The sequence below is a fragment of the Serratia ureilytica genome, from assembly GCF_013375155.1.
Taxonomy (GTDB): Bacteria; Pseudomonadota; Gammaproteobacteria; order Enterobacterales; family Enterobacteriaceae; genus Serratia; species Serratia ureilytica.
The window spans coordinates 203,504-226,587 of the sequence record NZ_JABXOF010000004.1 but is presented as its reverse complement, the minus strand read 5'-3'; the positions used below and the strand labels follow the sequence as shown (position 1 = coordinate 226,587).

The window sequence follows — 23,084 nt, the reverse complement described above, 5'->3', positions numbered from 1 at the left end:
GCTCCTTAGTGGGCCAGCGCGCGGGACAGAATGCCCATCGCCTTGGTGAACTGATCGTCCGGGATGGTCAGCGGGTAGAGGAAGCGGATCACGTTGCCGTTCACGCCGCAGCTCAACAGCAGCAGCCCTTCCTCCATCGCCTTCTGCTGCACCTGACGGGTGATCTCCGCCGAAGGCTTGCCGGTAACCGGATCGTTGAACTCCACCGCCACCATCGATCCCTGCGCGCGCACATCGGCGATCGCCGGGCTGGTTTTGCGCGCCTGCTGGAGCACTTCCACCAGGTGCTGACCCAAGCGCTGAGCGCGCTGGCACAGCTGCTCTTCGTCGATCACGTCCAGCACCGCGTGCGCGGCGGCCACCGCCAGCGGGTTACCGGCATAGGTGCCGCCCAGCCCGCCCGGCGCCGGCGCGTCCATCACCTCGGCGCGGCCCGCCACCGCCGACAGCGGCATGCCGCCCGCCAGGCTTTTCGCCATGGTGATCAGATCCGGTTTAACGCTGTAGTGCTCCATGGCGAACAGCTTGCCGGTACGGGCGAAGCCGGTCTGCACTTCGTCGGCGATCAGCAGAATGCCATGCTGGTCGCACAGCGCGCGCAGCGCCTGCATGAATTCGGCCGGCGCTACGTTGAAGCCGCCTTCGCCCTGCACCGGCTCCAGCACAATGGCCGCCACCTGCTTGGGATCGATATCCGCTTTAAACAGGCGATCCAGGCTGTTCATCGCGTCTTCGGTGGTCACGCCGTACAGCGCATTCGGATACTGCCCATGGAACACCGAGCCGGGGAACGGCCCGAAACCCAGTTTGTAAGGCGCCACTTTGCCGGTCAGCGCCATGGTCATATAGGTGCGGCCGTGGAAGCCGCCGCCGAAGGTGATCAAGCCCGGACGGCCGGTGTAAGCGCGGGCGATCTTCACCGCGTTTTCCACCGCTTCCGCGCCGGTGGTGAAGAAAGCGGTTTTACACGGGCCGGCGATCGGCGCGCGCTGGTTGATGCGCTCCGCCAAAGAAACATAGCTTTCGTAAGGAACGATCTGATAGGCGGTGTGGGTGAAGGCCTGCAGCTGCTTTTCAATTGCGGCGATCACCTTCGGGTGACGGTGCCCGGTGTTCAGCACGGCGATCCCCGAAGCAAAGTCGATCACTTCTTTGCCTTCCACATCCCACAGCGTGGCGTTCTCTGCGCGCTCGGCGTAAAAACCACACATCACGCCCACTCCGCGCGGGGTGGCGTCCTGACGGCGTTGGTTCAATTCTGCGTTTTTCATGCTGTTCTCTCCGGTCGGTGCCAGTTACACGTTTCGTTCACATTCGTGAAACAATGCCGTTTATTTACACAGGATGTGGCCCTATAATCGAGTGCCAGTTACGAATAATTGAGGGATCCAATTGCGCTCATTGAGTGGTGATCTGTTGCTGCAGCGCCTCGGCGAACAGCCCGATGACAAGCTGCACAAGCGGCTTTACAACGCGATCCGCACCAGCATTCTCGACGGCAGCCTGCCGCCCTCCAGCCGCCTGCCCGCCTCACGCGATCTGGCGCAGGAACTCAGCCTGTCCCGCAACACCGTGTTAACCGTTTATGAACAACTGCTGGCGGAAGGCTACGTGTCGGCGCGCGCCGGCAGCGGCACCTTCGTCGCCGACACGGTGCCGGACAGCTGCCTCTCCACCGGCGGCGCCCCGGCGGACGGCAGCGGGCAACCGCGGCGCGTCGAACTGTCGGAGCGCGGCGCCACGCTGCTGCACCACGCCAGCGCCAGCCCCAAACAGTGGGGGGCGTTCATTCCCGGCGTGCCTGACGTCAACGCCTTTCCCCATCAGCTGTTCAGCAAGATCCAGGCGCGCCTCAGCCGCCGCCCGACGCCGCAGCGGCTGACCTACAGCAATCAGGGCGGCAGCCCGGAGCTGCAGCATGCGTTGGTGGAGTATTTACGGGTGGCGCGCTCGGTGCGCTGTTCGCCGGAACAGATCCTGATCACCGAGGGCATCCATCAGGCGATCGATCTGGTGACGCGCATGTTGTGCAATCCGGGGGATTACGCCTGGATCGAAGAGCCGGGCTATTGGGGGATCCGCAATATCCTGCGCATCAATGCGCTGAACATCTGCCCGCTGGCGGTGGACGAAGCCGGGCTGGTGCCGCCGGAGCAGCCGACCAACCCGCCGCGGCTGATCTTCGTCACCCCGTCGCACCAGTATCCGCTCGGCTCGGTGATGAGCCTGGCGCGCCGCCAACGGCTGCTGGCGCTGGCGCGCAACGCCGGCGCTTGGATCGTCGAGGACGACTACGACAGCGAATTCCGCTTTTCCGGCCAACCGATCCCGGCGCTGCAAGGGCTGGAAGCCGACGCGCCGGTGATTTACATCGGCACCTTCAGCAAAACACTCTACCCGGCGCTGCGCCTCGGCTATGTGGTGTTGCCGCCGCCACTGGTGCAGGCGCTGAAAACCGCCCACGCCGAGCTGTACCGCGGCGGGCACCTGCTGATCCAGAGCGCGCTGGCGGAGTTCATCCAGGCGGGGCACTACACCGCGCATATCCGCCGCATGCGGCTGCTGTACGCCCGGCGGCGCGCCTTCCTGACCGGCTTGATCGAACGGCACCTCGGCAAACAGGCGCTCAGCGAGTTCAACAGCAACGCCGGATTGCACCTGATCCTCAACCTGCCGGACGAGGCCGACGACGTGGCGATCGCCGCCGCCGCCGGCGCGCAAGGGGTGCTGGTGCGGCCGCTGTCGCGCTACTACATGCTGCCCAATCGGCGGCGCGGCCTGCTGATGGGTTTTGCCTGCGTGCCGGAAGAGCAGATGGCCGCCGCCTTTACCCAACTGCTGGCGTGCATCAACGCCCCGCACTAAGTCAGAGCGCCGCCCACCTGCCTCACCAGGCCTGAAGCCACCAGCCGTCCGCCTGTCGGTGCAGGCGGTGCGTCGGCCGCAGCGCCTGCAGGAAGTCTTCGTCGTGCGACACCACCATCATCGCGCCGGGGAAATCCGCCAGCGCGGTTTCAATCGCCAACGACGACGCCAGATCCAGGTGGTTGGTCGGCTCGTCGAGCAACAGCAGCTGCGCCGGTTGTCGCCGCCACAGCGCGCAGGCCAACGCTGCCTTCAGCCGTTCACCGCCGCTCAGCGAGCCCAGCGGCAACGCGATGCGATCCGCGCCAAGCTGCAACTGCGCCAGCCGGGTGCGCAACGCGCCTTCCGCCAACGGCGAATCCTGTAGCCCCAGATGCTCCATCACCGACAGGCCCGGGTCGAGCTGCGACAGGGTTTGATCGAGGTAGGCGGTCGACAGCGGACAATGACAATGGCCGGAAAGCGCCGCCAGCCGGCCGAGAATAGTCTTCAGCAAAGTGGATTTGCCGCAGCCGTTGGGGCCGGTCAACGCCACGCGCATCGGGCCGTCGATACGCAGATCGAGCGGCGGCGCACTGACGAACGGCAGCTGCAGCCGCTCGAGCACCAGCACCTGCTTGTTCGCGTTCACTTCGCTGCCCGGCAGCGCCAGCAACACCGGCTGTTCCTCTTCCACCCGCTGGTAGGCTTCGCGCACCGCCGCATCGAGGCTGTCGCGCCGATCCTGATGCTGTTTGCGCAGCGTGCCGAGGCTCTCTTTCGCCGCCGACTTGTAGGCCACCCGCTCGAAAGAGGCGATATTCAGCGTATCGACGACGCGCAGCGTTTGCGCCGAGCGCCGCTGGCTCATGTCGTGCTCTTTCTGTTGGCGGGCGCGGGTGCGGCGGCGCTCCTCGCGCGCATGCTCCAGATCGGCGCGCGCCGCCTGCTGCTCCGTATCGCGCTGGCGCCGGTAGTCATCATAGTTGCCGCCGTAGCTGCGCAGCGCGCCGGGCGTCAATTCGACGATGCGCTCCATGCGCGCCAGCAACTGCCGGTCATGGCTGGCGATCAGCAACCCGCCCCGCCACTGATCCAGCTGCTGATACAGCCAGGCGCGCCCGACGCTGTCGAGGTGGTTGGTCGGTTCGTCCAGCAGCAGAAAATCCGCTTCGCCGAGCAAGGCGCCGCACAGCGCCGCGCGCATCCGCTCGCCGCCGCTCAGCGAACTGGCGGATCGCAACGGATCGAAGGCCGGCAGCCCGGCGGCGGCGAAGGCGTTTTGCAGGCGATCGTGGAGATCCCATCGCCCTTCCAGACGATCGATATCGTCCGCCAGCGGCCGTCCCTGCTCGAGACGCGCCAGCGCGGCGAACGCCTCGCCATAGCCCAACAGCTGGGCCAGCGTGGTGTCCGCGGCGATCTCCGGTTGCTGTGCAACGTAAGCTACTGCGGCATGAGATTCGACGTGCCCGTTGCCCGGCCGATCCCGCCCGGCGATCAGGCGCAGCAGCTGGGTTTTGCCGACGCCGTTGCGCCCTACCAGGCCGCAGCGCTGCCGGTCGAAAGCGAGATCCAGCGGGCCGAACAGCGTTTCGCCGTCAGCAAATTGGCAGGTCAGTTGATGTAAAACGAAATAAGGGGACTGCGCTGAATAAGCCATAAGCACTCCTGAATGAGATCAAAACATCCCCACAGGGCGCGAGAGCGCACAGCGTGGGACACGATATCAACAGGTGTGGGTGTTCATTTTCGGTAATGGCTCCGCAGAGAGAAGGAATTTACAACGCGTAAAGGCTAACCGATCTTTTGTTCGTTATGCAAACAGAGTCTGAGATTCATGACATCTATCACATTCGGCGCAACGCAGATTCCCAAGCGGCGCGACAACGGCTAGATTTATCTCATCCGACCACTTGTGTTCACATAATAATAACAGATGCTCATCCCCAATCGCTTTCAACCTGCAGCTAGGCGGCAAGTTCGGGCGTTCCCAGGAGCTTACTCAAGTAAGTGACTGGGGCGAGCGAACGCAGGCAACAACGCTGCAGGTTGAAAGAGGCGGGGGATGAACGATGGAGAGTGCAATGAGCAATTACCCTCACCTGCTGGCGCCGCTGGATCTCGGCTTCACCACCCTGAAAAACCGGGTGCTGATGGGATCGATGCATACCGGCCTGGAAGAGCTGCCCGACGGCCCGCAGCGCCTGGCCGCGTTCTATGCCGAGCGCGCCGCCGCCGGCGTGGCGCTGATCGTTACCGGCGGCATTGCCCCGAACGAACAGGGCGTGGTGTTTCGCGGCGGTTCGATCCTCAACAGCGAGGAGCAATTGCCTCACCACCGCCCGGTGACTGAAGCCGTCCACCGGGCGGGCGGCAAAATTGCGCTGCAGATCCTGCACACCGGCCGCTACAGCTATCAACCCAAGCTGGTGGCCCCTTCCGCGCTGCAGGCGCCGATCAACCCGTTTACGCCGAGCGCGCTCAGCGCAGCGGAGATCGAGCAGACTATCGCCGACTTCGCCCGCTGCGCGGCGCTGGCGCAGCAGGCCGGCTATGACGGCGTTGAGGTGATGGGATCCGAGGGTTATCTGATCAACCAATTCTTGACGACGCGCACCAATCAGCGCGACGACCAATGGGGCGGCAGCTTCACCAACCGCATGCGCTTCGCCGTCGAAACCGTCAGGGCAGTACGCCAGGCCGTGGGCCCGGAATTCATTCTGATCTACCGGCTGTCGATGCTCGATCTGGTGGAAGACGGCTCCAGCTGGCAGGAGATCGAGCAGTTGGCGCTGGCGGTCGAACAGGCAGGCGCCACGATCATCAATACCGGCATCGGCTGGCACGAAGCGCGCATCCCGACCATCGCCACCATGGTACCGCGCGCCGGATTCAGCTGGGTGACCCGCAAGCTGATGGGCAAGGTCAGCATCCCGCTGATCACCACCAACCGTATCAACGATCCGGCGGTGGCCGAGCAGGTGCTGGCGGACGGCTGCGCCGACATGGTGTCGATGGCGCGTCCGTTCCTCGCCGACGCCGCCTTTGTGCAAAAAGCCGCCGAGGGGCGCGCCGACGAGATCAATACCTGCATCGGTTGCAACCAGGCCTGCCTCGACCAGATCTTTGAAGGCAAGCTGACTTCCTGTCTGGTCAACCCGCGCGCCTGCCGTGAAACCGAAATGCCGCTGACGATGGCGGAAAAGCCGAAAAAACTGGCGGTGGTCGGCGCCGGCCCCGCCGGGCTGGCGTTTGCCACCACCGCCGCCAGCCGTGGTCATCAGGTAACGCTGTTCGACGCCGCCGAGCAGATCGGCGGCCAGTTCAACATCGCCAAGCAGATCCCCGGCAAGGAAGAATTCCATGAAACCCTGCGTTACTTCCGCCGTCAGCTGGCGCTGCGTGAAGTGACGGTCAAACTAGACGCCAAAGTCGAGGCGGCGGATTTAAGCGAATTCGATGAGGTGATCCTCGCCTGCGGCATCGTGCCGCGCACCCCGGATATTCCCGGCATCGGGCACGCCAAGGTGCTGAGCTATCTGGATGTGCTGCGCGATAAAAAACCGGTCGGCCAGCGGGTGGCGATCATCGGCGCCGGCGGTATCGGCTTCGACACCGCCGAGTACCTTAGCCAGCACGGCGTCTCCAGCAGCCTGGATCAGGCGGAATTTAACCGCGAATGGGGCATCGACGGCCGCCTTGAGCAACGCGGCGGGCTGGCGGCGCAAGGCCCGCAGGCACCGCGCGCCGCCCGGCAGATCTACCTGTTGCAGCGCAAAACCAGCAAGGTGGGCGAAGGCCTGGGGAAAACCACCGGTTGGATCCACCGCGCCAGCCTGGCGATGCGCGGCGTGAAGATGCTCAATAGCGTCAGCTATCGGCTGATCGACGATGAAGGGCTGCACATCACCCGCGCCGAGCAAGAGAGTTGCCTGCCGGTGGACACGGTGGTCATTTGCGCCGGGCAGGAACCGCGCCGCGAACTGCAGCAGCCGCTGCTGGCGATGGGGAAAACCGTGCATCTGATCGGCGGCGCCGACGTGGCCGCCGAGCTGGACGCCCGCCGCGCGATCGATCAGGGCACGCGGCTGGCGATGGCGCTGTAAAAAAGGGGCGCCCGGCGCCCCTTTTTATTCACTCAGCGACGCGCGCCGGATTTCACCGCTTTCAGGATCACGAACTTCTTGTTCGAGGCCACCAGCGTGCAGTTGCCGAACAGACGCTTGAGCTTCTGATGGTAGTCAAGGTGACGGTTGCCGACGATGCGCAGTTCGCCGCCCACCTGCAGGCAGCGCTTGGCGTCGCAGAACATCTGCCAGGCGGTATGATCGGTAATGGCGTGCTGCTGGTGGAACGGCGGGTTACACAGCACCGCCTGCACGCTTTCGCGCTCGATGCCCGCCAGCGCGTTGTTCACCTCAAACTGACAGCGATCCAGCTCTTGCGGCAGGTTGTGCTCCACATTCAGCTCGCTGGAAGCCACCGCCATGTAAGATTCATCGACGAAGGTCATCTGCGCTTCCGGGTTTTGCGCCAGCGCCGCCAGGCCAATCACGCCGTTGCCGCAGCCCAGATCGATGATATGGCCGTTCAGGCCACGCGGCAGATGATCCAAGAACAGGCGCGCGCCGATATCCAGGCTGCCACGCGAGAAGACGTTGGCGTGGTTGTGGATCAGCCAATCGGTGCCGTCCAGCGTCCAGTTGGTGGTTTCCGCCGCCGCCGGCGGGACGATGTCCGCCGCCTGGCAGAAGATCAGGCGCGCCTTCTTCCACGCCAGGCTGGTGCGCGTCGGGCCCAGCACCTTTTCAAACAGCTGCATCGTCGAGGTGTGCACGTCGCGCGCTTTGGCGCCGGCAACGATCAGCGTGTCTTCGGTCACGACGTGGCGCAGCGCGCGCAGCTGCTGTTCCAGCAGCGCCAGCGCTTTCGGCACGCGAATCAGCACCACCGCCGGCGCCGCCGGCAGCTCGGCCAGGCTGTCCAACAGCGTGACCTGCTCAGGATCCAGACCGTTGAGCTTGAGGTTGTGACGCGTCGCCAGCTGGCTCATGTACGAGTCGCTGACGCTGTAAGGACGATGCGCGTGCAGCGCACAGGCCAGGGTGCCGAAGTTATCGTTGAAAATCAGCACCGGGCGGCCGCCGATATCTACGTTTTCAAGCTGTTGCAGCAGATATTCGTCCGCCGCTTCCCACGCCTGCAGCTGGGTGGATTCTTCCTGTTGGGGATAACGCTCCAGCTCAAGTTGCTGTGTTCCCAGATCGAGTTGGCTCATTGCCCCTCCTGACTGATAAAATTTGGGCTGTTTATCCCCTAAAAACGCCCGTCAGTAAAATGTTTTTTCGGATAAATTGCGTATTGCGCCGCGTATCTGAAAACCTGCGCCCCTTTTCTCCTTCAACAACATTAACCTTTCCCTCCCGAGCACCCATGCCGATGTTTTTTTAACCTGACGGGGTGTAACTTTAAATGTTACACTGCCAGTCCCTATGGAAGGGGGAAAGCATGATTAAATCTTTCCGCGATCGCTATCTGGAGCAGTTCTATCTGGAAGGCAGGCGCAGCCGTCTTATCCCCGGCGCGCTCGAGCGGCAGTTGGCCAGAAAGCTCGATATGTTAGCCGCCGCGCAGCAAGAGCGTGATTTGCATCACCCCAAGGGTAACTATTACAAGCGGCTATCCGGGCCATTTCAGGGATGGTCGAGTCTGCGCGTCAATATGCACTGGCGGCTGATGTTCCAGTGGCGGCATGATGCCGCCGAAAAAATTTACCTCGATCCTCACCAAGATACCTGAACGAGGGGGAACCTATGTTGGAAACCACGACTCGCGAACCCACCACGGTGGGAGAAGTGCTGCAGGAAGAATATTTAACGCCGTTAGGCATCGGCCAAGAAGAACTGGCAAAGGTATTGGGCGTCACCCGCGCCACCGTCAATCGCCTGTGCAACGGGCATCGACGCATGAGCGTTGCCGAGGCCAATCTGTTTGCCGATCTGTTCGAAACGACCGCCGACTTTTGGCTAAACCTGCAGGCGGCACACGATCGCTGGGAAGCCAGACAGGCCGATGCGCAGCGTGTGCGGCTGCGGCCAATCAAAGAAATACTGGGACGCAATATCACTCATGCATGACATCGAACTCGCCTACCTGCAAGGCTACCCGGCGCATCTGCAAAGTCAGGTGCAGCAATTGATCCACCATAACCGGCTGGGAGACGTGCTGCTGCAGCGCTATCCGCAGGTGCACGACTGCACCACCGATAAGTCGCTGTATCAGTTTACCGTCGATCTGAAAAACCAGTATCTGCGCAACGCCCAGCCGCTGAGCAAGGTGGCCTACGACAGCAAGATCCACGTCATGAAGCACGCGCTTGGCCTGCATACCGCCATCTCACGCGTGCAGGGCGGCAAGCTGAAGGCCAAGGCAGAAATCCGCGTGGCGACGGTGTTCAAAGTCGCGCCCGAGCCCTTCCTGCGCATGATCGTGGTGCATGAGCTGGCACACCTGAAAGAGAAAGATCACAACAAAGCGTTCTACAGTCTGTGCTGCCATATGGAGCCGAATTACCACCAATTGGAGTTTGATACCCGGCTGTATCTGACGCACCTTTCGCTGTTCGGCGAGCTGTATGCATAGCGAGTGAGGGCGTGATAATCTGCGGTTTTAAGCCTGGACCGGAGCTCGCCATGATTCGCTTTGCCGTCGTCGGCACCAACTGGATTACGGAACGTTTTATTGATGCCGCCCATGAAAGCGGCAAACTCAAGCTGAGCGCCGTGTATTCACGCTCGCTGGAACAGGCGCAGGCGTTTGGTGCCAACTATCAGGTCACGCAGTTTTTCGACTCTCTCGAGGCGATGGCCCAGTCCGACGCCATAGACGCGGTGTATATCGCCAGCCCCAATTCCCTGCACTGCCCGCAATCGCTGCTGTTCCTGCGCCATAAAAAGCACGTGATCTGCGAAAAACCGCTGGCCTCCAACCAGCACGAAGCGGAACAGCTGGCGGCCTGCGCGCGGGAAAATCAGGTGGTGCTGTTCGAAGCGTTCAAAAGCGCCTATCTGCCGAATTTTCTGGCGCTGCGGCAGGCATTGCCGAAAGTCGGCCGGCTGCGCAAAGCCTGCATCAACTATTGCCAATACTCTTCGCGCTACCCGCGCTACCTGGCCGGCGAGAACCCCAACACGTTTAACCCGCAGTTCTCCAACGGCTCGATCATGGATATCGGCTACTACTGCCTGGCCAGCGCGGTGGCGCTGTTCGGCGCGCCGCAGTCGGTGCTCGCCAGCGCCACACTGCTGGAGACCGGCGTGGACGCCCACGGCACCGTCTGCCTGAACTACGGCGATTTCGACGTCACGCTTTCCCATTCCAAGGTCAGCGACTCGACGATCCCCAGCGAGATCCAGGGAGAGGAAGGCACGCTGATTATCGACAAGATTTCCGAGTGTCAGGGCGTGGCGCTGACGCCGCGCGGCGGCAACCGCCAGGATCTGAGCCAGCCGCAGCACATCAACACCATGCTGTATGAAGCGCTGGCCTTCGCCGAGCTGGTGGAAAATCACCGGGTGGAACATCCGGGGCTGGAGAATTCGCTGATCGTCGCCCGCCTGCTGACCGATATCCGCCGCCAGACCGGCGTCGTCTTCCCCGCCGACGGAGAATGAGATGAAACCGCTGCTCGTGATGCAAACCGGCGACGCGCCGCAGGCCATTCGTCAGGAATTGGCCAACTTTGATGGCATGTTCCTGCAACAGGGCAATATCGACGCCGAACGCGCGCACATCGTACACTTGCCCGCCGGCGAGCGGCCGTTGCCGCCGGCCGCCTATTGCGGCGTGGTCATCACCGGCTCGCCGGCGATGGTGACCGAACAGCTGCCGTGGAGCGAGGCGGCGGCCGAGTGGCTGCGCCAGGCGATGGCGATCAAACTGCCGCTATTCGGCGTCTGCTACGGCCACCAGCTGTTGGCCTACGCGCTCGGTGGCGAAGTGGGTTACCACCCGCAGGGCATGGAGGTGGGCACGCTGGAGATCGAACTGCTGCCCGCCGCGGCCGAAGACCGGCGGCTCACCCTGCTGCCGCCGCGCTTCAAAGCCAACCTGATCCACTCGCAGAGCGTGCTGACGCCGCCCGCCGGCGCGCAGACGCTGGCGCGTTCGCAGCAGGACGCGCACCAGATCCTGCGCTATGGCGATCATGCCCTGACCACCCAGTTCCACCCGGAATTCAACGGCGCGGTGATGAGCCAGTATCTGCAGTGGCTCGGCGAGCTGCATCCCGAGCAGCAGGCCCGCTATCAGCAACAACAACAACAGGTTAGCGACACGCCGTTCAGCCGCCTGCTGCTGCAGGGATTCGTCGTCAGCCTGGGCGCGCAAAAAGCGTTGGCCGGCTAACGCGATTCACGTTGACCGCCGACACATTTTGCATTACTTTCTGCTCTGCAAAGGGGAGTAACTTCATTGCCGGTTAATCGTCATTACGATGCGCAAGCATCCGGTTACCGGGCAACCTGATGTCAAAGGTGTAACCACCTTCATCAACGTTGTAAGTGAGACCTTGCCGGAAGGCGAGGTTTGCTTGCAGCGTTCACAGAGCGGCTGGCGTCTTCCGACGTTGGCCGTTTTTGTTTTTGAAGGATACCTCTGATGATGAATTCCGTTGGCACACCGTGGTTGTGGGGCAGCTTCGCCGCCGTCATAGTCGTGATGCTCGCAATCGATCTCCTGTTGCAGGGCCGTAAAGGCGCGCACTCCATGACTATGAAGCAGGCCGCCAGTTGGTCGCTGGTGTGGGTCAGCCTCTCTCTGCTGTTTAATTTCGGTTTCTGGTACTACCTGAATGAAACCGCCGGGCGCGCCGTCGCCGATACCCAGGCGCTGGCCTTCCTGACCGGCTACCTGATCGAAAAAGCGCTGGCGGTGGATAACGTGTTCGTCTGGCTGATGCTGTTCAGCTACTTCGCCGTGCCGGCCAACCTGCAGCGGCGGGTGCTGATCTACGGCGTGTTGGGGGCGATCGTGCTGCGTACCATCATGATCTTCGCCGGCAGTTGGCTGGTCAGCCAGTTCCAGTGGCTGCTGTACCTGTTCGGCGCTTTCCTGCTGTTCACCGGTATCAAGATGGCGTTGGCGAAGGAAGACGACTCGGCAATCGGCGACAAGCCGCTGGTGAAATGGCTGCGCAGCCGCCTGCGCATGACCGACAGCCTGGAAGGCGAGCGTTTCTTCGTGCGCCGCAACGGCATCCTGTTCGCCACCCCGCTGGTGCTGGTGCTGATCCTGGTGGAACTGAGCGACGTGATTTTCGCGGTGGACAGCATCCCGGCGATCTTCGCCGTGACCACCGACCCGTTCATCGTGCTGACCTCTAACCTGTTCGCCATCATGGGCCTGCGCGCCATGTACTTCCTGCTGGCCAACGTGGCGGAACGTTTCTCGATGCTGAAATACGGCCTGTCGGTGATCCTGGTGTTTATCGGTATCAAGATGCTGATAATCGACTTCTTCCACATCCCGATCGGTATCTCGCTCGGCGTGGTGGCGGGCATCCTGACGCTCACCTTGCTGATCAACGCCTGGGTCAATCGCCGCAACGATCGCCTGGCGAAGAAATAACCATAATCTGTTATCCGGGGCGCTAGTCGCCCCGCGATTGTTTGGCAATTCCCCCAAAACGCCAAACGTTATTACGATCACACAAATGTAACCAGTATGTTATCAAGTGTTGATCCGCGCTCAGAATTTCACCCTCGCCTCTTTCCAACATCATTCGATTACTGAATACTGATTCGGCAAACACACTTAGTTACAGAATCATATAAAGCTGTCCGGCGTCGTTCCCGCCGCGGCGGCCAGATAACATCAGGAAGAGAAGCACTATGCAAAAACTACTACAAAAGATCACGCAGGGCAGCCTGGTCAAACAAATCATGGTCGGCCTGGTGGCCGGCATTCTGGTGGCGCTGGTTTCACCGGCGGCGGCAGCGGCGGTCGGCCTGCTCGGCACCCTGTTCGTCGGCGCGCTGAAAGCGGTAGCGCCACTGCTGGTGCTGATACTGGTGATGGCCTCGATCGCCAACCATAAACAGGGGCAGAAAACCAACATTCGCCCCATCCTGTTCCTCTATCTGCTGGGCACCTTCGCTGCGGCGCTGGTGGCGGTCGTCGTCAGCTTTATCTTCCCTTCCACGCTGGCGCTGACCACCGGCGCAACCGACATCACCCCGCCAGGCGGCATCGTGGACGTGATGAAGGGCCTGTTGATGAGTGTGGTGGCCAACCCGTTCCATGCGCTGATTAACGCCAACTACATCGGCATTCTGGCGTGGGCCGTCGGGCTGGGGCTGGCGCTGCGCCACGCTTCCGAAACCACCAAGGGGCTGATCAACGACATGTCCCATGCGGTCACGCTGGTGGTGCGCGCGGTGATCCGCTGTGCGCCGCTCGGCATCTTCGGCCTGGTGGCCTCCACGCTGGCGGAAACCGGCTTCGGCGCGCTGTGGGGCTATGCGCAACTGCTGATGGTGTTAATCGGCTGTATGCTGCTGGTAGCGCTGGTGCTCAACCCGCTGATCGTGTACTGGAAGATCCGCCGCAACCCGTATCCGCTGGTGTTCGCCTGCCTGCGCGAGAGCGGCGTGACCGCCTTCTTCACCCGCAGCTCCGCCGCCAACATCCCGGTGAACATGGAGCTGTGCAAAAAGCTGAACCTGAATGAGGACACCTACTCGGTTTCCATTCCGCTGGGCGCCACCATCAACATGGCCGGTGCGGCGATCACCATCACCGTGCTGACGCTGGCGGCGGTAAACACGCTGGGCATCGCGGTGGACGTCCCGACCGCCCTGCTGCTGAGCGTGGTGGCCGCCCTGTGCGCCTGCGGCGCCTCCGGCGTGGCCGGCGGCTCGCTGCTGCTGATCCCGCTGGCGTGCAACATGTTCGGCATTCCGAATGACGTGGCGATGCAGGTGGTGGCGGTCGGTTTTATCATCGGCGTGCTGCAGGATTCGGCGGAAACCGCCCTCAACTCCTCCACCGACGTGCTGTTCACCGCCGCCGCCTGCCAGGCGGAAGACCAGCGGCTGGCGAACGAAGACCCGCTGAAGGTGCGTTAATCGCGCGTTGCTTCATAGAAAGGCGCTCCCTCGAGCGCCTTTTTTGTCAGCTTTACAGCGTCACCCCGCTTTTAAAGATCGCCAGCTCGCGAAAGTCGTTGGTTTCATTACGCGCCGGACGCCCGTTGGCAATCTCGACAATCAGATCGATGAAGCGGCTGAGCAGCGTCTCCATCGCCACGCCGTGAACCAGGCTGCCGGCGTCAAAATCGATCCAGTGCGGTTTCTTCGCCGCCAGCTCGCTGTTGGTCGCCAGCTTCACCGTCGGCACAAAGCCGCCGTACGGCGTACCGCGCCCGGTGCTGAACAGCACCATATGACAGCCGGCGCCGGCCAGCGCGCTGGTCGCCACCGCGTCGTTGCCCGGCGCGCTGAGCAGATTCAGCCCCGGCACGCGCAGCCGCTCGCCGTATTTCAGCACGTCCACCACCTGGCTTAGCCCCGCCTTTTGGGTGCAGCCAAGCGACTTCTCCTCCAGCGTGGTGATGCCGCCGGCCTTGTTGCCCGGCGACGGATTCTCATAAATCGGCTGCTGATGGGCGATGAAATAACGTTTGAAATCGTTGATCATGTCGACGGTTTTGTCGAAGGTTTCTCCATCGCGGCAGCGGCTCATCAGAATGCGCTCGGCGCCGAACATCTCCGGCACTTCGGTCAGCACCGTGGTGCCGCCGTTGGCGATCGCATAGTCGGAAAAGCGCCCCAGCAGCGGGTTGGCGGTAATGCCCGACAGCCCGTCCGAACCGCCGCATTCCAGGCCGAACTTCAGCTCGCTCAGGCGGCCCGGCTCGCGGCGATCGTGGCGCATCTCCCGATACAGCTCGTGCAGCAGCGCCAACCCGGCCTCCACCTCGTCGTCCTGCTGTTGGCACACCATAAAGCGCAACCGCCGCTCGTCCCCTATCCCCAGCGTGGCGCGAAAGGCATCCACCTGATTGTTCTCGCACCCCAGCCCGATCACCAGCACCGCGCCGGCGTTGGGATGGCGCGCCATGTTCTGCAGCATGATGCGGGTGTTGGCATGATCCTGCCCCAGCTGCGAGCAGCCGAACGGGTGGCTGAACAGATGCACGCCGTCGATCCCGTCCGCCTGTGTTTGCTGCAAAAAGCGCTGCTGGATCTGGCGAGCGATACCGTTGACGCAGCCGACGGTCGGCACGATCCACAGCTCGTTGCGGATCCCCACTTCGCCGTTGGCCCGGCGGTACAGCTGCACCTCGCGATCCGCCGCCTGCGGCGGCAGCGCCGGGAACTGCGGCTGGTAACGGTAGCTGTCCAGATCGCTCAGGTTGGTTTTGACGTTTTGCGAATGAATATGCTCCCCAGGCGCAATGGCCGCGAGCGCATGGCCGATCGGCTGGCCATATTTGATGATGTCTTCACCCTCGGCGATCGGGCCGAGTGCAAACTTGTGCCCACGCGCCACCGGCTGCGCCAGTTTGACGACCGCGCCTTCCAGCTCAACGCGCTCTCCGGCAGCCAGATCGCGCAGCGCCACCGCCACGTTATCCTGCTCGTGAATCTTTATCGTACTTTGCATAAACCGGTCCCGGATAACGGCTACGCCAGTTCAATGGCGAAATAGTTTTTGGCGTTGTCGAAGCAGATGTTTTTCACCATCTCGCCCAGCAGCGCGATATCCGCCGGCGCTTCGCCGTCCGCCACCCAGCGGCCGATCATCTGGCAAAGGATGCGGCGGAAGTATTCATGGCGCGTATAAGACAAGAAGCTGCGGCTGTCGGTCAGCATGCCGACGAAGCGGCTCAGCAGCCCGAGCTGGGCCAGCTGCGTCATTTGGCGCTGCATGCCGTCCTTCTGATCGTTGAACCACCAACCGGAGCCGAACTGCATCTTGCCCGGCGTGCCTTCCCCCTGAAAATTGCCGATCATGGTGCCGATCACTTCGTTATCCCGCGGATTGAGGCAATAGAGAATGGTTTTCGGCAGACCGCCCTGCCGCGCCTGAGCATCCAGCAGCCGCGACAGCGGTTCCGCCAGCGGCCGGTCGTTGATCGAGTCGAAGCCGATATCCGGCCCGACGGCGGCCAACATGCGGCTGTTGTTATTGCGCAGCGCGCCGATGTGATACTGCTGCACCCAGCCGCGACGCCGGTATTCGCCGGCCAAAAACAGCAGCACCGCGCTTTTGAACTGGGCGCTCTGTTCCGGCGTCGGCAGCTCGCCGTTCAGGCGGCGCAGCAGGATCGCATCCAGCGCCGCTTCATCGGCCTCGCCGAACACCACCACGTCCAGCGCATGATCGGCCACCTTGCAGCCGTGGGCGGCAAAGTGATCCATGCGCTTGTACAGGGCGTCGCACAGCGCGCTAAAGCGGCCGATGGCGGTGTCCGCCGCCGCCTCCAACTGCCGCAGATAGTCGTTGAAGCCGGGCGCATCGATGGTGAAAGCCTTGTCCGGCCGCCAGCTCGGCAGCACTTTGATAGCGAAACTGCGATCGTCGGCGATCGCCCGATGATGACGCAGATCGTCTATCGGATCGTCGGTGGTGCCGACCATTTTCACGTTCATTTGCTGCATGATGCCGCGCGCGCGAAACGCATCCTGCGCCAGCAGCGCATTGCCGCGCTGCCAGATTTCATCCGCCGTGGCCGGCGACAACAGCATATCCGTGATGCCGAACGGGCGGCGCAGCTCCAGATGCGTCCAGTGATAGAGCGGGTTGCCGATGGTATGCGGCACCGTGGCGGCCCAGGCGTCGAATTTCTCGCGATCGCCCGCATCGCCGGTGCATAACCGCTCCGCCACGCCGTTGGTGCGCATCGCCCGCCATTTGTAGTGATCGCCCCGCAGCCAGATATCGTACAGGTTGCTGAAGCGGGTATTCTCCGCGATCTGCTGCGGCGGCAAATGGCAGTGGTAATCGAAAATCGGCTGCTGCGCCGCGTAGTCGTGATACAAGCGCCGGGCAAATTCGCTGTCCAGCAGGAAATCTTCGCTCAAAAACGTCGCCATCTCGGGCTCCTTACTTGCCGTGCGGCACGGGGTTCGAATCACAAAAGTTATCACACCAATTTTTACTAACGTCCAGCAAATTTTTCCCGATGTCTGCCGTTTATCCTCTCTATACGCCCTTTTTTGCTCAATTTACCGGCAAAAATGCCCTGTTTCACCGGCCACAGTATCACTCAGGCGAATAATTCCTTTTGTGATATCACTCAACTTTTAAACCTGTATGACAGGTTATTGTCTCGCCAGCCGCATCGACGGCCACACCTTCAAACGGGGAGACACTTCGGATGCGTAAAATTAAAGGGTTACGCTGGTACATGATCGGACTGGTGACCATCGGCACCGTGCTGGGTTACCTGACCCGCAACGCCATCGCCGTGGCGGCGCCGACGCTGGAAGATACGCTGCACATCACCACCCAACAGTATTCCTATATCGTCGCCGCCTACTCCGCGTGCTACACCGTGATGCAACCGGTGGCGGGCTACGTGCTGGACGTGCTGGGCACCAAGGTCGGTTACGCCATGTTCGCCATTTTGTGGGCGCTGTTCTGCATGGGCACCGCGTTGGCCAACAGTTGGGGCGGGCTGGCGTTGGCGCGCGGCGCGGTCGGCATGGCGGAAGCGGCGATGATCCCCGCCGGGTTGAAGGCCAGCAGCGAATGGTTTCCGGCCAAAGAACGTTCGATCGCCGTCGGCTATTTCAACGTGGGCTCGTCGATCGGCGGCATGATCGCCCCGCCGCTGGTGGTATGGGCCATCGTCGCGCACAGCTGGGAGATGGCGTTCATCATCACCGGCGTGCTGAGCCTGATCTGGGCCATCTGCTGGCTGCTGTTCTACAAACACCCGAAAGATCAGAAGAAACTGAGCCAGGAAGAACGCCGTTACATCCTCGAAGGCCAGGAAGCGCAGCACCAGACCTCTAACGCCAAAAAGATGTCCGCCTGGCAGATCGTGCGCAACCGCCAGTTCTGGGGCATCGCGCTGCCGCGCTTTCTGGCTGAGCCGGCGTGGGGCACCTTCAACGCCTGGATCCCGCTGTTCATGTTCAAGGCCTACGGTTTTAACCTGAAAGAGATCGCCATGTTCGCCTGGATGCCGATGCTGTTCGCCGATCTCGGCTGCATCGTCGGTGGTTATCTGCCGCCGCTGTTCCAGAAGTATTTCAAGGTCAACCTGATCGTCTCGCGCAAGCTGGTGGTGACGATGGGTGCGGTGTTGATGATCGGCCCCGGCATGATCGGCCTGTTCACCAGCCCTTACGCGGCTATCGCCCTGCTGTGCGTCGGCGGCTTCGCCCATCAGGCGCTGTCCGGCGCGTTGATCACCCTCTCTTCCGACGTGTTCGGCCGCAATGAGGTGGCGACCGCCAACGGGCTGACCGGCATGGCGGCCTGGACCGCCAGCACGCTGTTCGCCCTGGTGGTCGGCGCCCTGGCAGACACCCTCGGCTTCAGCCCGCTGTTCGCCGCGCTGTCAGTCTTCGACATTCTCGGCGCCATCGTCATCTGGACGGTGCTGCAAAACCGCCCGGCCGCCGAACCGCAGCCGGCCGCGCTGCAGCCCACCCCGGCGCGCAGCTGATCCCCCGCCCGGCCGCTGCGCCGGGCCCCTTGCTCCTCTGGCAGCGGTGCCGAATAAGTGGTATAACAAATCCGATGGCCACGCGCCCCTTCCCACCGCACCGTATAGAGCATTCACTATGGAATTCACTGAAACCAGACGCCTGTATCAGCAACTGGCCGCCGAGCTGAAGCAACGCATCGAAAGCGGCCGTTACCCGGTAGGCGACAAGCTGCCGGCCGAGCGATACATCGCCGAAGAGATGAATGTCAGCCGCACCGTGGTGCGCGAGGCGATCATCATGCTGGAAGTGGAAGGCTATGTGGACGTGCGCAAGGGCTCCGGGATCCACGTGGTGTCCAACCAGCAAAAGCACCTGGTGGTGCCGGGCGACAGCATCGAGTTCGCCACCGCCGGCCCGTTTGAGCTGCTGCAGGCGCGCCAGCTGATAGAAAGCAACATCGCCGAATTCGCCGCCACCCAGGTGACCAAGCAGGATATCGTGCAACTGATGGAGATCCAGGAGCACGCCCGCAAAGAAGACCGTTTCCGCGACTCGCAGTGGGATCTGAAGTTCCACGTGCAGGTGGCGCTGGCCACCCAGAACACCGCCATGGCCACCATCGTGGAAAAAATGTGGGTGCAGCGGGTCAACAACCCTTACTGGAAGAAACTGCACGAGCATATCGACGAACGCTCGATCGCCAGCTGGTGCGACGATCACGATCAGATCCTCAAGGCGCTGATGCGCAAAGATCCTTACGCCGCCAAACTGGCGATGTGGCAGCACCTGGAGAACACCAAGCAGATGCTGTTCAACGCCACCAGCGACGACTTCGAATACAACGCCGACCGCTATCTGTTCGCCGAGAACCCGGTGGTGCACCTGGACGGCGTGAGCCACGAGCAGAAATAGCCACGGCGGTCAAAAACCGTCGGCTTATGTCAGGTAATGTAAAATCCGCTGAATCGATGCCGGAACCGCCGTTTGCCGTGTACTATTTCACCGTCGGCAACGTAGATTTCCCTGTTGCCAATCGTGCTATTTTGGTAGAGTTAGCCCACTTTTTTACCCATTGCTGCGGGGGCGGGACGCGAATAAATGCGCTGGTTGTTTGCCATGCTGATTGCTCTTTTCTGCTGGACCGGTTCGGTCTCCGGCCAACAGCTATGCGTGGCGTCATCCAAGCCCACCCCCAGCGCGCTGAGCAGCCTGCCGCTGCTGGCGGAGCCGGCGCTTTCCCCCTATGATCATGTGTATCGGGCGCCGGCCGAAGCGCGCCGCAAAGCGCCCGGCAAGTTGCCGCTGCTGCTGCCCAGAGCGTACTCTTTCCCCGGTTCGCTGCTCGCGTCCTCCCTGCCGGCGCCGGTCTATACCCTGGCCGCAGAGCCGGGCTACCGAATTCGTTTCCCCCGCCAGGACACCCCGGCCCCCAACCGGCTTGCCCAGGTCGACTGGATGCTGGACGCCTCCAGGCAACAAAGTCGGCAGGCCGGCTGGAAAGAAAGCAACATGCAGTACCGTGGCACGCTGACTTACCACCTATGACCGGTGTCGCACCGCTTAGAAACCTTAAAGCAACGCCGTTTCATCGTTATCAGCATTCAGGATCGCCGCGCGCTTTCAGCCCACGCCCGCTCCGCCGCTGAGATAAAAATAAACAATGACGTTTTAGGAACACCGGATGGACATCATTAAAGAACTGATACATGCCTTATGGCAGCAGGATTTTGAGACGCTGGCGAACCCTTCGTTGGTGTGGACCCTCTACATCCTGCTGTTCATGATCCTGTTTTTGGAAAACGGCCTGCTGCCGGCCGCTTTTCTGCCGGGCGACAGCCTGCTGATCCTGGTCGGCGTGCTGATCGCCAAAGGCACCATGGGCTTCCCATTGACCATCGTTATCCTGACCGTCGCCGCCAGCCTGGGGTGCTGGGTCAGTTACATACAGGGCCGATGGCTCGGCAATACGCGAACGGTGCAAGGCTGGCTTTCGCATCTGCCGGCCCATTACCATCAGCGTGCGCATAACCTGTTCCACCGCCACGGCCTTTCCGCCCTGTTGGTCGGCCGCTTCCTGGCCTTCGTGCGCACCCTGCTGCCAACCATCGCCGGCCTGTCCGGCCTGAGCAACGCACGCTTCCAGTTCTTCAACTGGATGAGCGGCCTGCTGTGGGTCTTGATCCTGACGACGCTGGGCTTCGCCCTCGGAAAAACCCCGGTATTCCGCAAGTATGAAGACCAGCTGATGTTCTGCCTGATGATGTTGCCGCTGGTGTTGCTGGTGGTCGGCCTGGTCGGCTCGCTGATCGTGCTGTGGCGCAAGAAACGCGCCAGCGGCCAGAACCCGGGGAAAGGGGCGTGACAGCAAAGCGCCCGCGCTGGCAATACGTCCTGATGATCGCGTTCGCCCTGCTGGCGCTGGCGACGCTGTTGGTGCCCTGCATGGTGCGCACCGAGAGCGAGCTGCGCATTCGCGCCAGCCAGCAAGGGCTGTCGCTGCCCGACGGTTTTTATGTCTACCAGCGCCTGGATGAGCGCGGTATCCGCATCAAAAGCATCACGCCGGAAGGCGATGGCTTGGTTATTCGTCTGGATTCGCCGGAGCAGCAGTTGCTGGCGCGCGAAGCGCTGCAAACCATCCTGCCTCCCGGTTACCACATCGCGCTGAGCGAATCTCCCGTGCCAACGCACTGGGTGCGCGAATTTGCGCGCTCCCCCCTCAATCTGGGATAATCCCCTTCAAATGAAGGGGATTCCTTTCATTGCCGTTATCTTCATTTTCATTCGCATCATTTAGCTCAAAAAACAATCAGTCGCGCCGAATTTCGGCTGATTCTTTGGGGGCGCGCCGGTTTCATGGCTATGCTGAAGGATAACTTCAGCCGGCGATGAACGCCCTCCTCTCGCGCTGCCGCCTCCGGCAGTCAGGAAAGCGGATGCCTGTTCAGGCATCCCATGAAAAGGAACTGAGAAATGAAATTTCGCCACTCACTGTTACTGCTGCTGCCACTCTGCGCGCTGCCGACGCTGTCCTCGGCCGCTGAGGGCGGCTGCGCCGCCAAAGCGCAAAATATCCAGCAGCAAATCGACTACGCGACTCAGCACGGCAACACCCACCGCGTGGATGGGCTGAAAAAAGCGCTGAGCGAAGTGCAGACCCACTGCACCGAAGCCGGCCTGCAGGCCGAACGCCAGAAAAATATCGCAGAGAAACAGCGCAAGGTGGACGAGCGCCGGGAAGAGCTGAAAGAAGCGCAACAAACCGGCAAGCTGGACAAGGTCGCCAAGAAGCAGCAAAAGCTGGCCGAAGCGCAGGCTGAATTGAAACGCGCCCAGGCGGAATAATTTTTTTACACCAGCGGATTTATCGATGAGAGCCCCATCACACGGGATTTCTTAAGCATATGGAATTGATGTCTGGTGTTATCTGCTGGTCATCACCCCTTTGCTCCGGCGAAAAAATCCGCTATGTTAAAAGTCTGTCGAAATAAACGTTAAGGAATAATCACATGGCACATGATTCAAATGCAGAAAACTTACGCGCTGAACTGAAGTCCTTAGCCGATACGCTGGAGGAAGTGCTGAACTCCTCCACCGACAAGCCGAAAGCCGAGCTGGAGAAGCTGCGATCGAAGGCGGAAGGCGCGCTGAAAGAGACTCGCGCTCGCCTGAGCGACGCCGGTGACAAGCTGGCTTCGCAAACCAAACAGATCGCCGGCCAGGCCGACGACTATGTGCGCGACAACCCGTGGACCGGCATCGGTATCGGCGCGGCGGTCGGCGTGGTGTTGGGCGTGCTGCTCGCGCGTCGTTAATCATGGCTGAACAACCGCAAGTGCGCGCACAGGGCCCCGCTAAAGGGGTCCTGGATATCGGTCAGCGCATCATCACGATCCTGGTCGGCATGGTGGAAACCCGTGTCCGGCTGGCGGTAGTCGAGCTGGAAGAGGAGAAAGCCAACCTCATTCAGCTGCTGATCATGGCCGGCATGACGCTGCTGTTCACCGCCTTCGGTTTGATGAGCCTGCTGATCCTGATCTTCTGGGCCATCGATCCGGTCTATCGGCTGGTGGCGCTGGGCGCGACAACCGGCGTGCTGCTGTTCCTCGCCGTAGTCGGCACCATCTGGACGCTGGTCAAGGCCCGTCGCACCACGCTGCTGGGCGCCACGCGCAAGCAACTGGAGCTCGATCGCGCCGAACTGGAGCGAGAGCCATGAGCCGCCGCCGCTATCTGGAATGGAAAAAAGAGAGGCTGATTCGGCAGATCCAGCAACAGCGTCTGGATCTGGCCGAACACAAGTCTCTGTGGCTCGAAAAGACCGAACGCATCGACCGCGGCTGGCAAACGGTGTTTGGCCTGCGCCGCTATCTGGTGCTCGGTTCCAGCGTCATGGCGCTGTACGGCATCCGCCATCCCAGCAAGATGATCCGCTGGTCGCGTCGCGCTTTCGGCGCCTGGAGCGCTATCCGTCTGTTTAAAAAGACGTTTTCCGCCAAGTAAGCCGCTTGGTCTTTCCTTCAAACCTCCTGTTGCTCTGCCCGCATTTTCTCCCTTGATACAACGCGTCCA

General features: G+C 61.8%; 23 protein-coding genes. 18 read left to right on the top strand and 5 right to left on the bottom strand.

The annotated features are described in order from the left end of the window. Nucleotides 1-5: 5 nt before the first annotated feature. A complete protein-coding gene (locus HWW83_RS09880; RefSeq protein ID WP_060434610.1) occupies nt 6-1,271 on the bottom strand; it encodes a 4-aminobutyrate--2-oxoglutarate transaminase in 1,266 nt (421 codons plus the stop codon). A gap of 121 nt (nt 1,272-1,392) precedes the next feature. Between HWW83_RS09880 and pdxR the strand changes: the two genes are divergently transcribed. Then, nucleotides 1,393-2,865 carry a MocR-like pyridoxine biosynthesis transcription factor PdxR gene (gene pdxR, locus HWW83_RS09875; protein WP_176589247.1) on the top strand — a complete coding sequence of 491 codons (1,473 nt, stop codon included), beginning with the start codon at nt 1,393-1,395 and terminating at the stop codon, nt 2,863-2,865. 22 nt (nt 2,866-2,887) lie between these two features. Here the strand turns inward: pdxR and HWW83_RS09870 are convergent, their stop codons facing one another. Next, nucleotides 2,888-4,507 (bottom strand): ABC-F family ATP-binding cassette domain-containing protein, encoded by a 1,620-nt coding sequence (locus tag HWW83_RS09870; protein WP_176589246.1) that lies wholly within the window; start codon nt 4,505-4,507, stop codon nt 2,888-2,890. A gap of 424 nt (nt 4,508-4,931) precedes the next feature. Here HWW83_RS09870 and HWW83_RS09865 point away from each other — a divergent pair, with 424 nt between their 5' ends. Further along, entirely contained in the window at nt 4,932-6,953 is a 2,022-nt protein-coding gene (locus HWW83_RS09865) for an oxidoreductase (protein WP_176589245.1), read from the top strand. A 32-nt stretch (nt 6,954-6,985) separates the two neighbouring features. On the opposite strand, the gene rlmG is transcribed toward HWW83_RS09865, so the two are convergent. Then, on the bottom strand, nt 6,986-8,125 hold the full coding sequence (gene rlmG / locus HWW83_RS09860; protein ID WP_060434619.1) for a 23S rRNA (guanine(1835)-N(2))-methyltransferase RlmG: 1,140 nt from the start codon (nt 8,123-8,125) through the stop codon (nt 6,986-6,988). A gap of 230 nt (nt 8,126-8,355) precedes the next feature. On the opposite strand from rlmG, the gene HWW83_RS09855 reads away from it, so the two are divergent. The 7 genes from HWW83_RS09855 (at nt 8,356) to sstT (ending at nt 13,973) form a co-directional block, all read left to right on the top strand. Then, entirely contained in the window at nt 8,356-8,646 is a 291-nt protein-coding gene (locus HWW83_RS09855; protein WP_042785415.1) for a type II toxin-antitoxin system RelE/ParE family toxin, read from the top strand. 14 nt (nt 8,647-8,660) lie between these two features. Next, nucleotides 8,661-8,984, top strand: a complete 324-nt coding sequence (locus HWW83_RS09850) for a HigA family addiction module antitoxin (protein WP_015379150.1) — start codon at nt 8,661-8,663, stop codon at nt 8,982-8,984. Beyond that, nucleotides 8,977-9,489: a M48 metallopeptidase family protein gene (locus HWW83_RS09845; protein WP_176589244.1), complete on the top strand. Its 513-nt coding sequence runs from the start codon at nt 8,977-8,979 to the stop codon at nt 9,487-9,489. Before HWW83_RS09850 ends, HWW83_RS09845 begins: the two co-directional genes overlap by 8 nt. A gap of 50 nt (nt 9,490-9,539) precedes the next feature. Then, nucleotides 9,540-10,520 (top strand): Gfo/Idh/MocA family protein, encoded by a 981-nt coding sequence (locus HWW83_RS09840; RefSeq protein WP_122004383.1) that lies wholly within the window; start codon nt 9,540-9,542, stop codon nt 10,518-10,520. A 1-nt stretch (nt 10,521) separates the two neighbouring features. Continuing rightward, nucleotides 10,522-11,253 carry a glutamine amidotransferase gene (locus tag HWW83_RS09835; protein WP_033644531.1) on the top strand — a complete coding sequence of 244 codons (732 nt, stop codon included), beginning with the start codon at nt 10,522-10,524 and terminating at the stop codon, nt 11,251-11,253. A 252-nt stretch (nt 11,254-11,505) separates the two neighbouring features. Next, nucleotides 11,506-12,474 (top strand): TerC family protein, encoded by a 969-nt coding sequence (locus tag HWW83_RS09830; RefSeq protein WP_269474668.1) that lies wholly within the window; start codon nt 11,506-11,508, stop codon nt 12,472-12,474. Nucleotides 12,475-12,737: 263 nt separating this feature from the next. After that, nucleotides 12,738-13,973 carry a serine/threonine transporter SstT gene (gene sstT, locus HWW83_RS09825; protein WP_047573594.1) on the top strand — a complete coding sequence of 412 codons (1,236 nt, stop codon included), beginning with the start codon at nt 12,738-12,740 and terminating at the stop codon, nt 13,971-13,973. A 52-nt stretch (nt 13,974-14,025) separates the two neighbouring features. Here sstT and HWW83_RS09820 read toward each other — a convergent pair whose 3' ends face one another. Beyond that, nucleotides 14,026-15,513, bottom strand: coding sequence for a UxaA family hydrolase (locus HWW83_RS09820; protein WP_096242616.1), 1,488 nt, complete (start codon nt 15,511-15,513; stop codon nt 14,026-14,028). 20 nt (nt 15,514-15,533) lie between these two features. Beyond that, on the bottom strand, nt 15,534-16,946 hold the full coding sequence (gene uxaC / locus HWW83_RS09815; RefSeq protein ID WP_033644528.1) for a glucuronate isomerase: 1,413 nt from the start codon (nt 16,944-16,946) through the stop codon (nt 15,534-15,536). A gap of 284 nt (nt 16,947-17,230) precedes the next feature. On the opposite strand from uxaC, the gene HWW83_RS09810 reads away from it, so the two are divergent. From HWW83_RS09810 to HWW83_RS09770, 9 genes are all read left to right on the top strand, one after another. Continuing rightward, complete coding sequence (locus tag HWW83_RS09810; RefSeq protein ID WP_025304349.1) at nt 17,231-18,529, top strand: MFS transporter; 1,299 nt, start codon at nt 17,231-17,233, stop codon at nt 18,527-18,529. Nucleotides 18,530-18,647: 118 nt separating this feature from the next. Beyond that, entirely contained in the window at nt 18,648-19,424 is a 777-nt protein-coding gene (gene exuR, locus HWW83_RS09805) for a transcriptional regulator ExuR (RefSeq protein WP_033651265.1), read from the top strand. 186 nt (nt 19,425-19,610) lie between these two features. Continuing rightward, on the top strand, nt 19,611-20,057 hold the full coding sequence (locus tag HWW83_RS09800; protein ID WP_033644524.1) for a hypothetical protein: 447 nt from the start codon (nt 19,611-19,613) through the stop codon (nt 20,055-20,057). 136 nt (nt 20,058-20,193) lie between these two features. Next, complete coding sequence (locus HWW83_RS09795; RefSeq protein ID WP_033644523.1) at nt 20,194-20,874, top strand: DedA family protein; 681 nt, start codon at nt 20,194-20,196, stop codon at nt 20,872-20,874. Further along, nucleotides 20,871-21,245 (top strand): EnvZ/OmpR regulon moderator MzrA, encoded by a 375-nt coding sequence (gene mzrA / locus HWW83_RS09790; protein WP_163966420.1) that lies wholly within the window; start codon nt 20,871-20,873, stop codon nt 21,243-21,245. The genes HWW83_RS09795 and mzrA overlap by 4 nt, the downstream gene beginning before the upstream one ends. A 240-nt stretch (nt 21,246-21,485) precedes the next feature. Further along, nucleotides 21,486-21,857, top strand: a complete 372-nt coding sequence (locus tag HWW83_RS09785; protein ID WP_033644521.1) for a DUF1090 domain-containing protein — start codon at nt 21,486-21,488, stop codon at nt 21,855-21,857. A 164-nt stretch (nt 21,858-22,021) separates the two neighbouring features. Beyond that, nucleotides 22,022-22,327 carry an ElaB/YgaM/YqjD family protein gene (locus tag HWW83_RS09780; RefSeq protein WP_004937125.1) on the top strand — a complete coding sequence of 102 codons (306 nt, stop codon included), beginning with the start codon at nt 22,022-22,024 and terminating at the stop codon, nt 22,325-22,327. A gap of 2 nt (nt 22,328-22,329) precedes the next feature. Further along, nucleotides 22,330-22,731 (top strand): phage holin family protein, encoded by a 402-nt coding sequence (locus HWW83_RS09775; protein ID WP_015379160.1) that lies wholly within the window; start codon nt 22,330-22,332, stop codon nt 22,729-22,731. Beyond that, entirely contained in the window at nt 22,728-23,015 is a 288-nt protein-coding gene (locus HWW83_RS09770; protein WP_004937121.1) for a YqjK-like family protein, read from the top strand. Before HWW83_RS09775 ends, HWW83_RS09770 begins: the two co-directional genes overlap by 4 nt. The last annotated feature ends 69 nt before the right edge of the window (nt 23,016-23,084 follow it).

Bases quoted from the DNA above. Each gene is read 5' to 3' on its own strand.
- HWW83_RS09880 (WP_060434610.1), bottom strand. From the start codon at position 1,271: ATGAAAAACGCAGAATTGAACCAACGCCGTCAGGACGCCACCCCGCGC.
- HWW83_RS09870 (WP_176589246.1), bottom strand. From the start codon at position 4,507: ATGGCTTATTCAGCGCAGTCCCCTTATTTCGTTTTACATCAACTGACC.
- HWW83_RS09865 (WP_176589245.1), top strand. From the start codon at position 4,932: ATGAGCAATTACCCTCACCTGCTGGCGCCGCTGGATCTCGGCTTCACC.
- rlmG (WP_060434619.1), bottom strand. From the start codon at position 8,125: ATGAGCCAACTCGATCTGGGAACACAGCAACTTGAGCTGGAGCGTTAT.
- HWW83_RS09855 (WP_042785415.1), top strand. From the start codon at position 8,356: ATGATTAAATCTTTCCGCGATCGCTATCTGGAGCAGTTCTATCTGGAA.
- HWW83_RS09850 (WP_015379150.1), top strand. From the start codon at position 8,661: ATGTTGGAAACCACGACTCGCGAACCCACCACGGTGGGAGAAGTGCTG.
- HWW83_RS09845 (WP_176589244.1), top strand. From the start codon at position 8,977: ATGCATGACATCGAACTCGCCTACCTGCAAGGCTACCCGGCGCATCTG.
- HWW83_RS09840 (WP_122004383.1), top strand. From the start codon at position 9,540: ATGATTCGCTTTGCCGTCGTCGGCACCAACTGGATTACGGAACGTTTT.
- HWW83_RS09835 (WP_033644531.1), top strand. From the start codon at position 10,522: ATGAAACCGCTGCTCGTGATGCAAACCGGCGACGCGCCGCAGGCCATT.
- HWW83_RS09830 (WP_269474668.1), top strand. From the start codon at position 11,506: ATGATGAATTCCGTTGGCACACCGTGGTTGTGGGGCAGCTTCGCCGCC.
- sstT (WP_047573594.1), top strand. From the start codon at position 12,738: ATGCAAAAACTACTACAAAAGATCACGCAGGGCAGCCTGGTCAAACAA.
- HWW83_RS09820 (WP_096242616.1), bottom strand. From the start codon at position 15,513: ATGCAAAGTACGATAAAGATTCACGAGCAGGATAACGTGGCGGTGGCG.
- uxaC (WP_033644528.1), bottom strand. From the start codon at position 16,946: ATGGCGACGTTTTTGAGCGAAGATTTCCTGCTGGACAGCGAATTTGCC.
- HWW83_RS09810 (WP_025304349.1), top strand. From the start codon at position 17,231: ATGCGTAAAATTAAAGGGTTACGCTGGTACATGATCGGACTGGTGACC.
- exuR (WP_033651265.1), top strand. From the start codon at position 18,648: ATGGAATTCACTGAAACCAGACGCCTGTATCAGCAACTGGCCGCCGAG.
- HWW83_RS09800 (WP_033644524.1), top strand. From the start codon at position 19,611: ATGCGCTGGTTGTTTGCCATGCTGATTGCTCTTTTCTGCTGGACCGGT.
- HWW83_RS09795 (WP_033644523.1), top strand. From the start codon at position 20,194: ATGGACATCATTAAAGAACTGATACATGCCTTATGGCAGCAGGATTTT.
- HWW83_RS09785 (WP_033644521.1), top strand. From the start codon at position 21,486: ATGAAATTTCGCCACTCACTGTTACTGCTGCTGCCACTCTGCGCGCTG.
- HWW83_RS09780 (WP_004937125.1), top strand. From the start codon at position 22,022: ATGGCACATGATTCAAATGCAGAAAACTTACGCGCTGAACTGAAGTCC.
- HWW83_RS09775 (WP_015379160.1), top strand. From the start codon at position 22,330: ATGGCTGAACAACCGCAAGTGCGCGCACAGGGCCCCGCTAAAGGGGTC.
- HWW83_RS09770 (WP_004937121.1), top strand. From the start codon at position 22,728: ATGAGCCGCCGCCGCTATCTGGAATGGAAAAAAGAGAGGCTGATTCGG.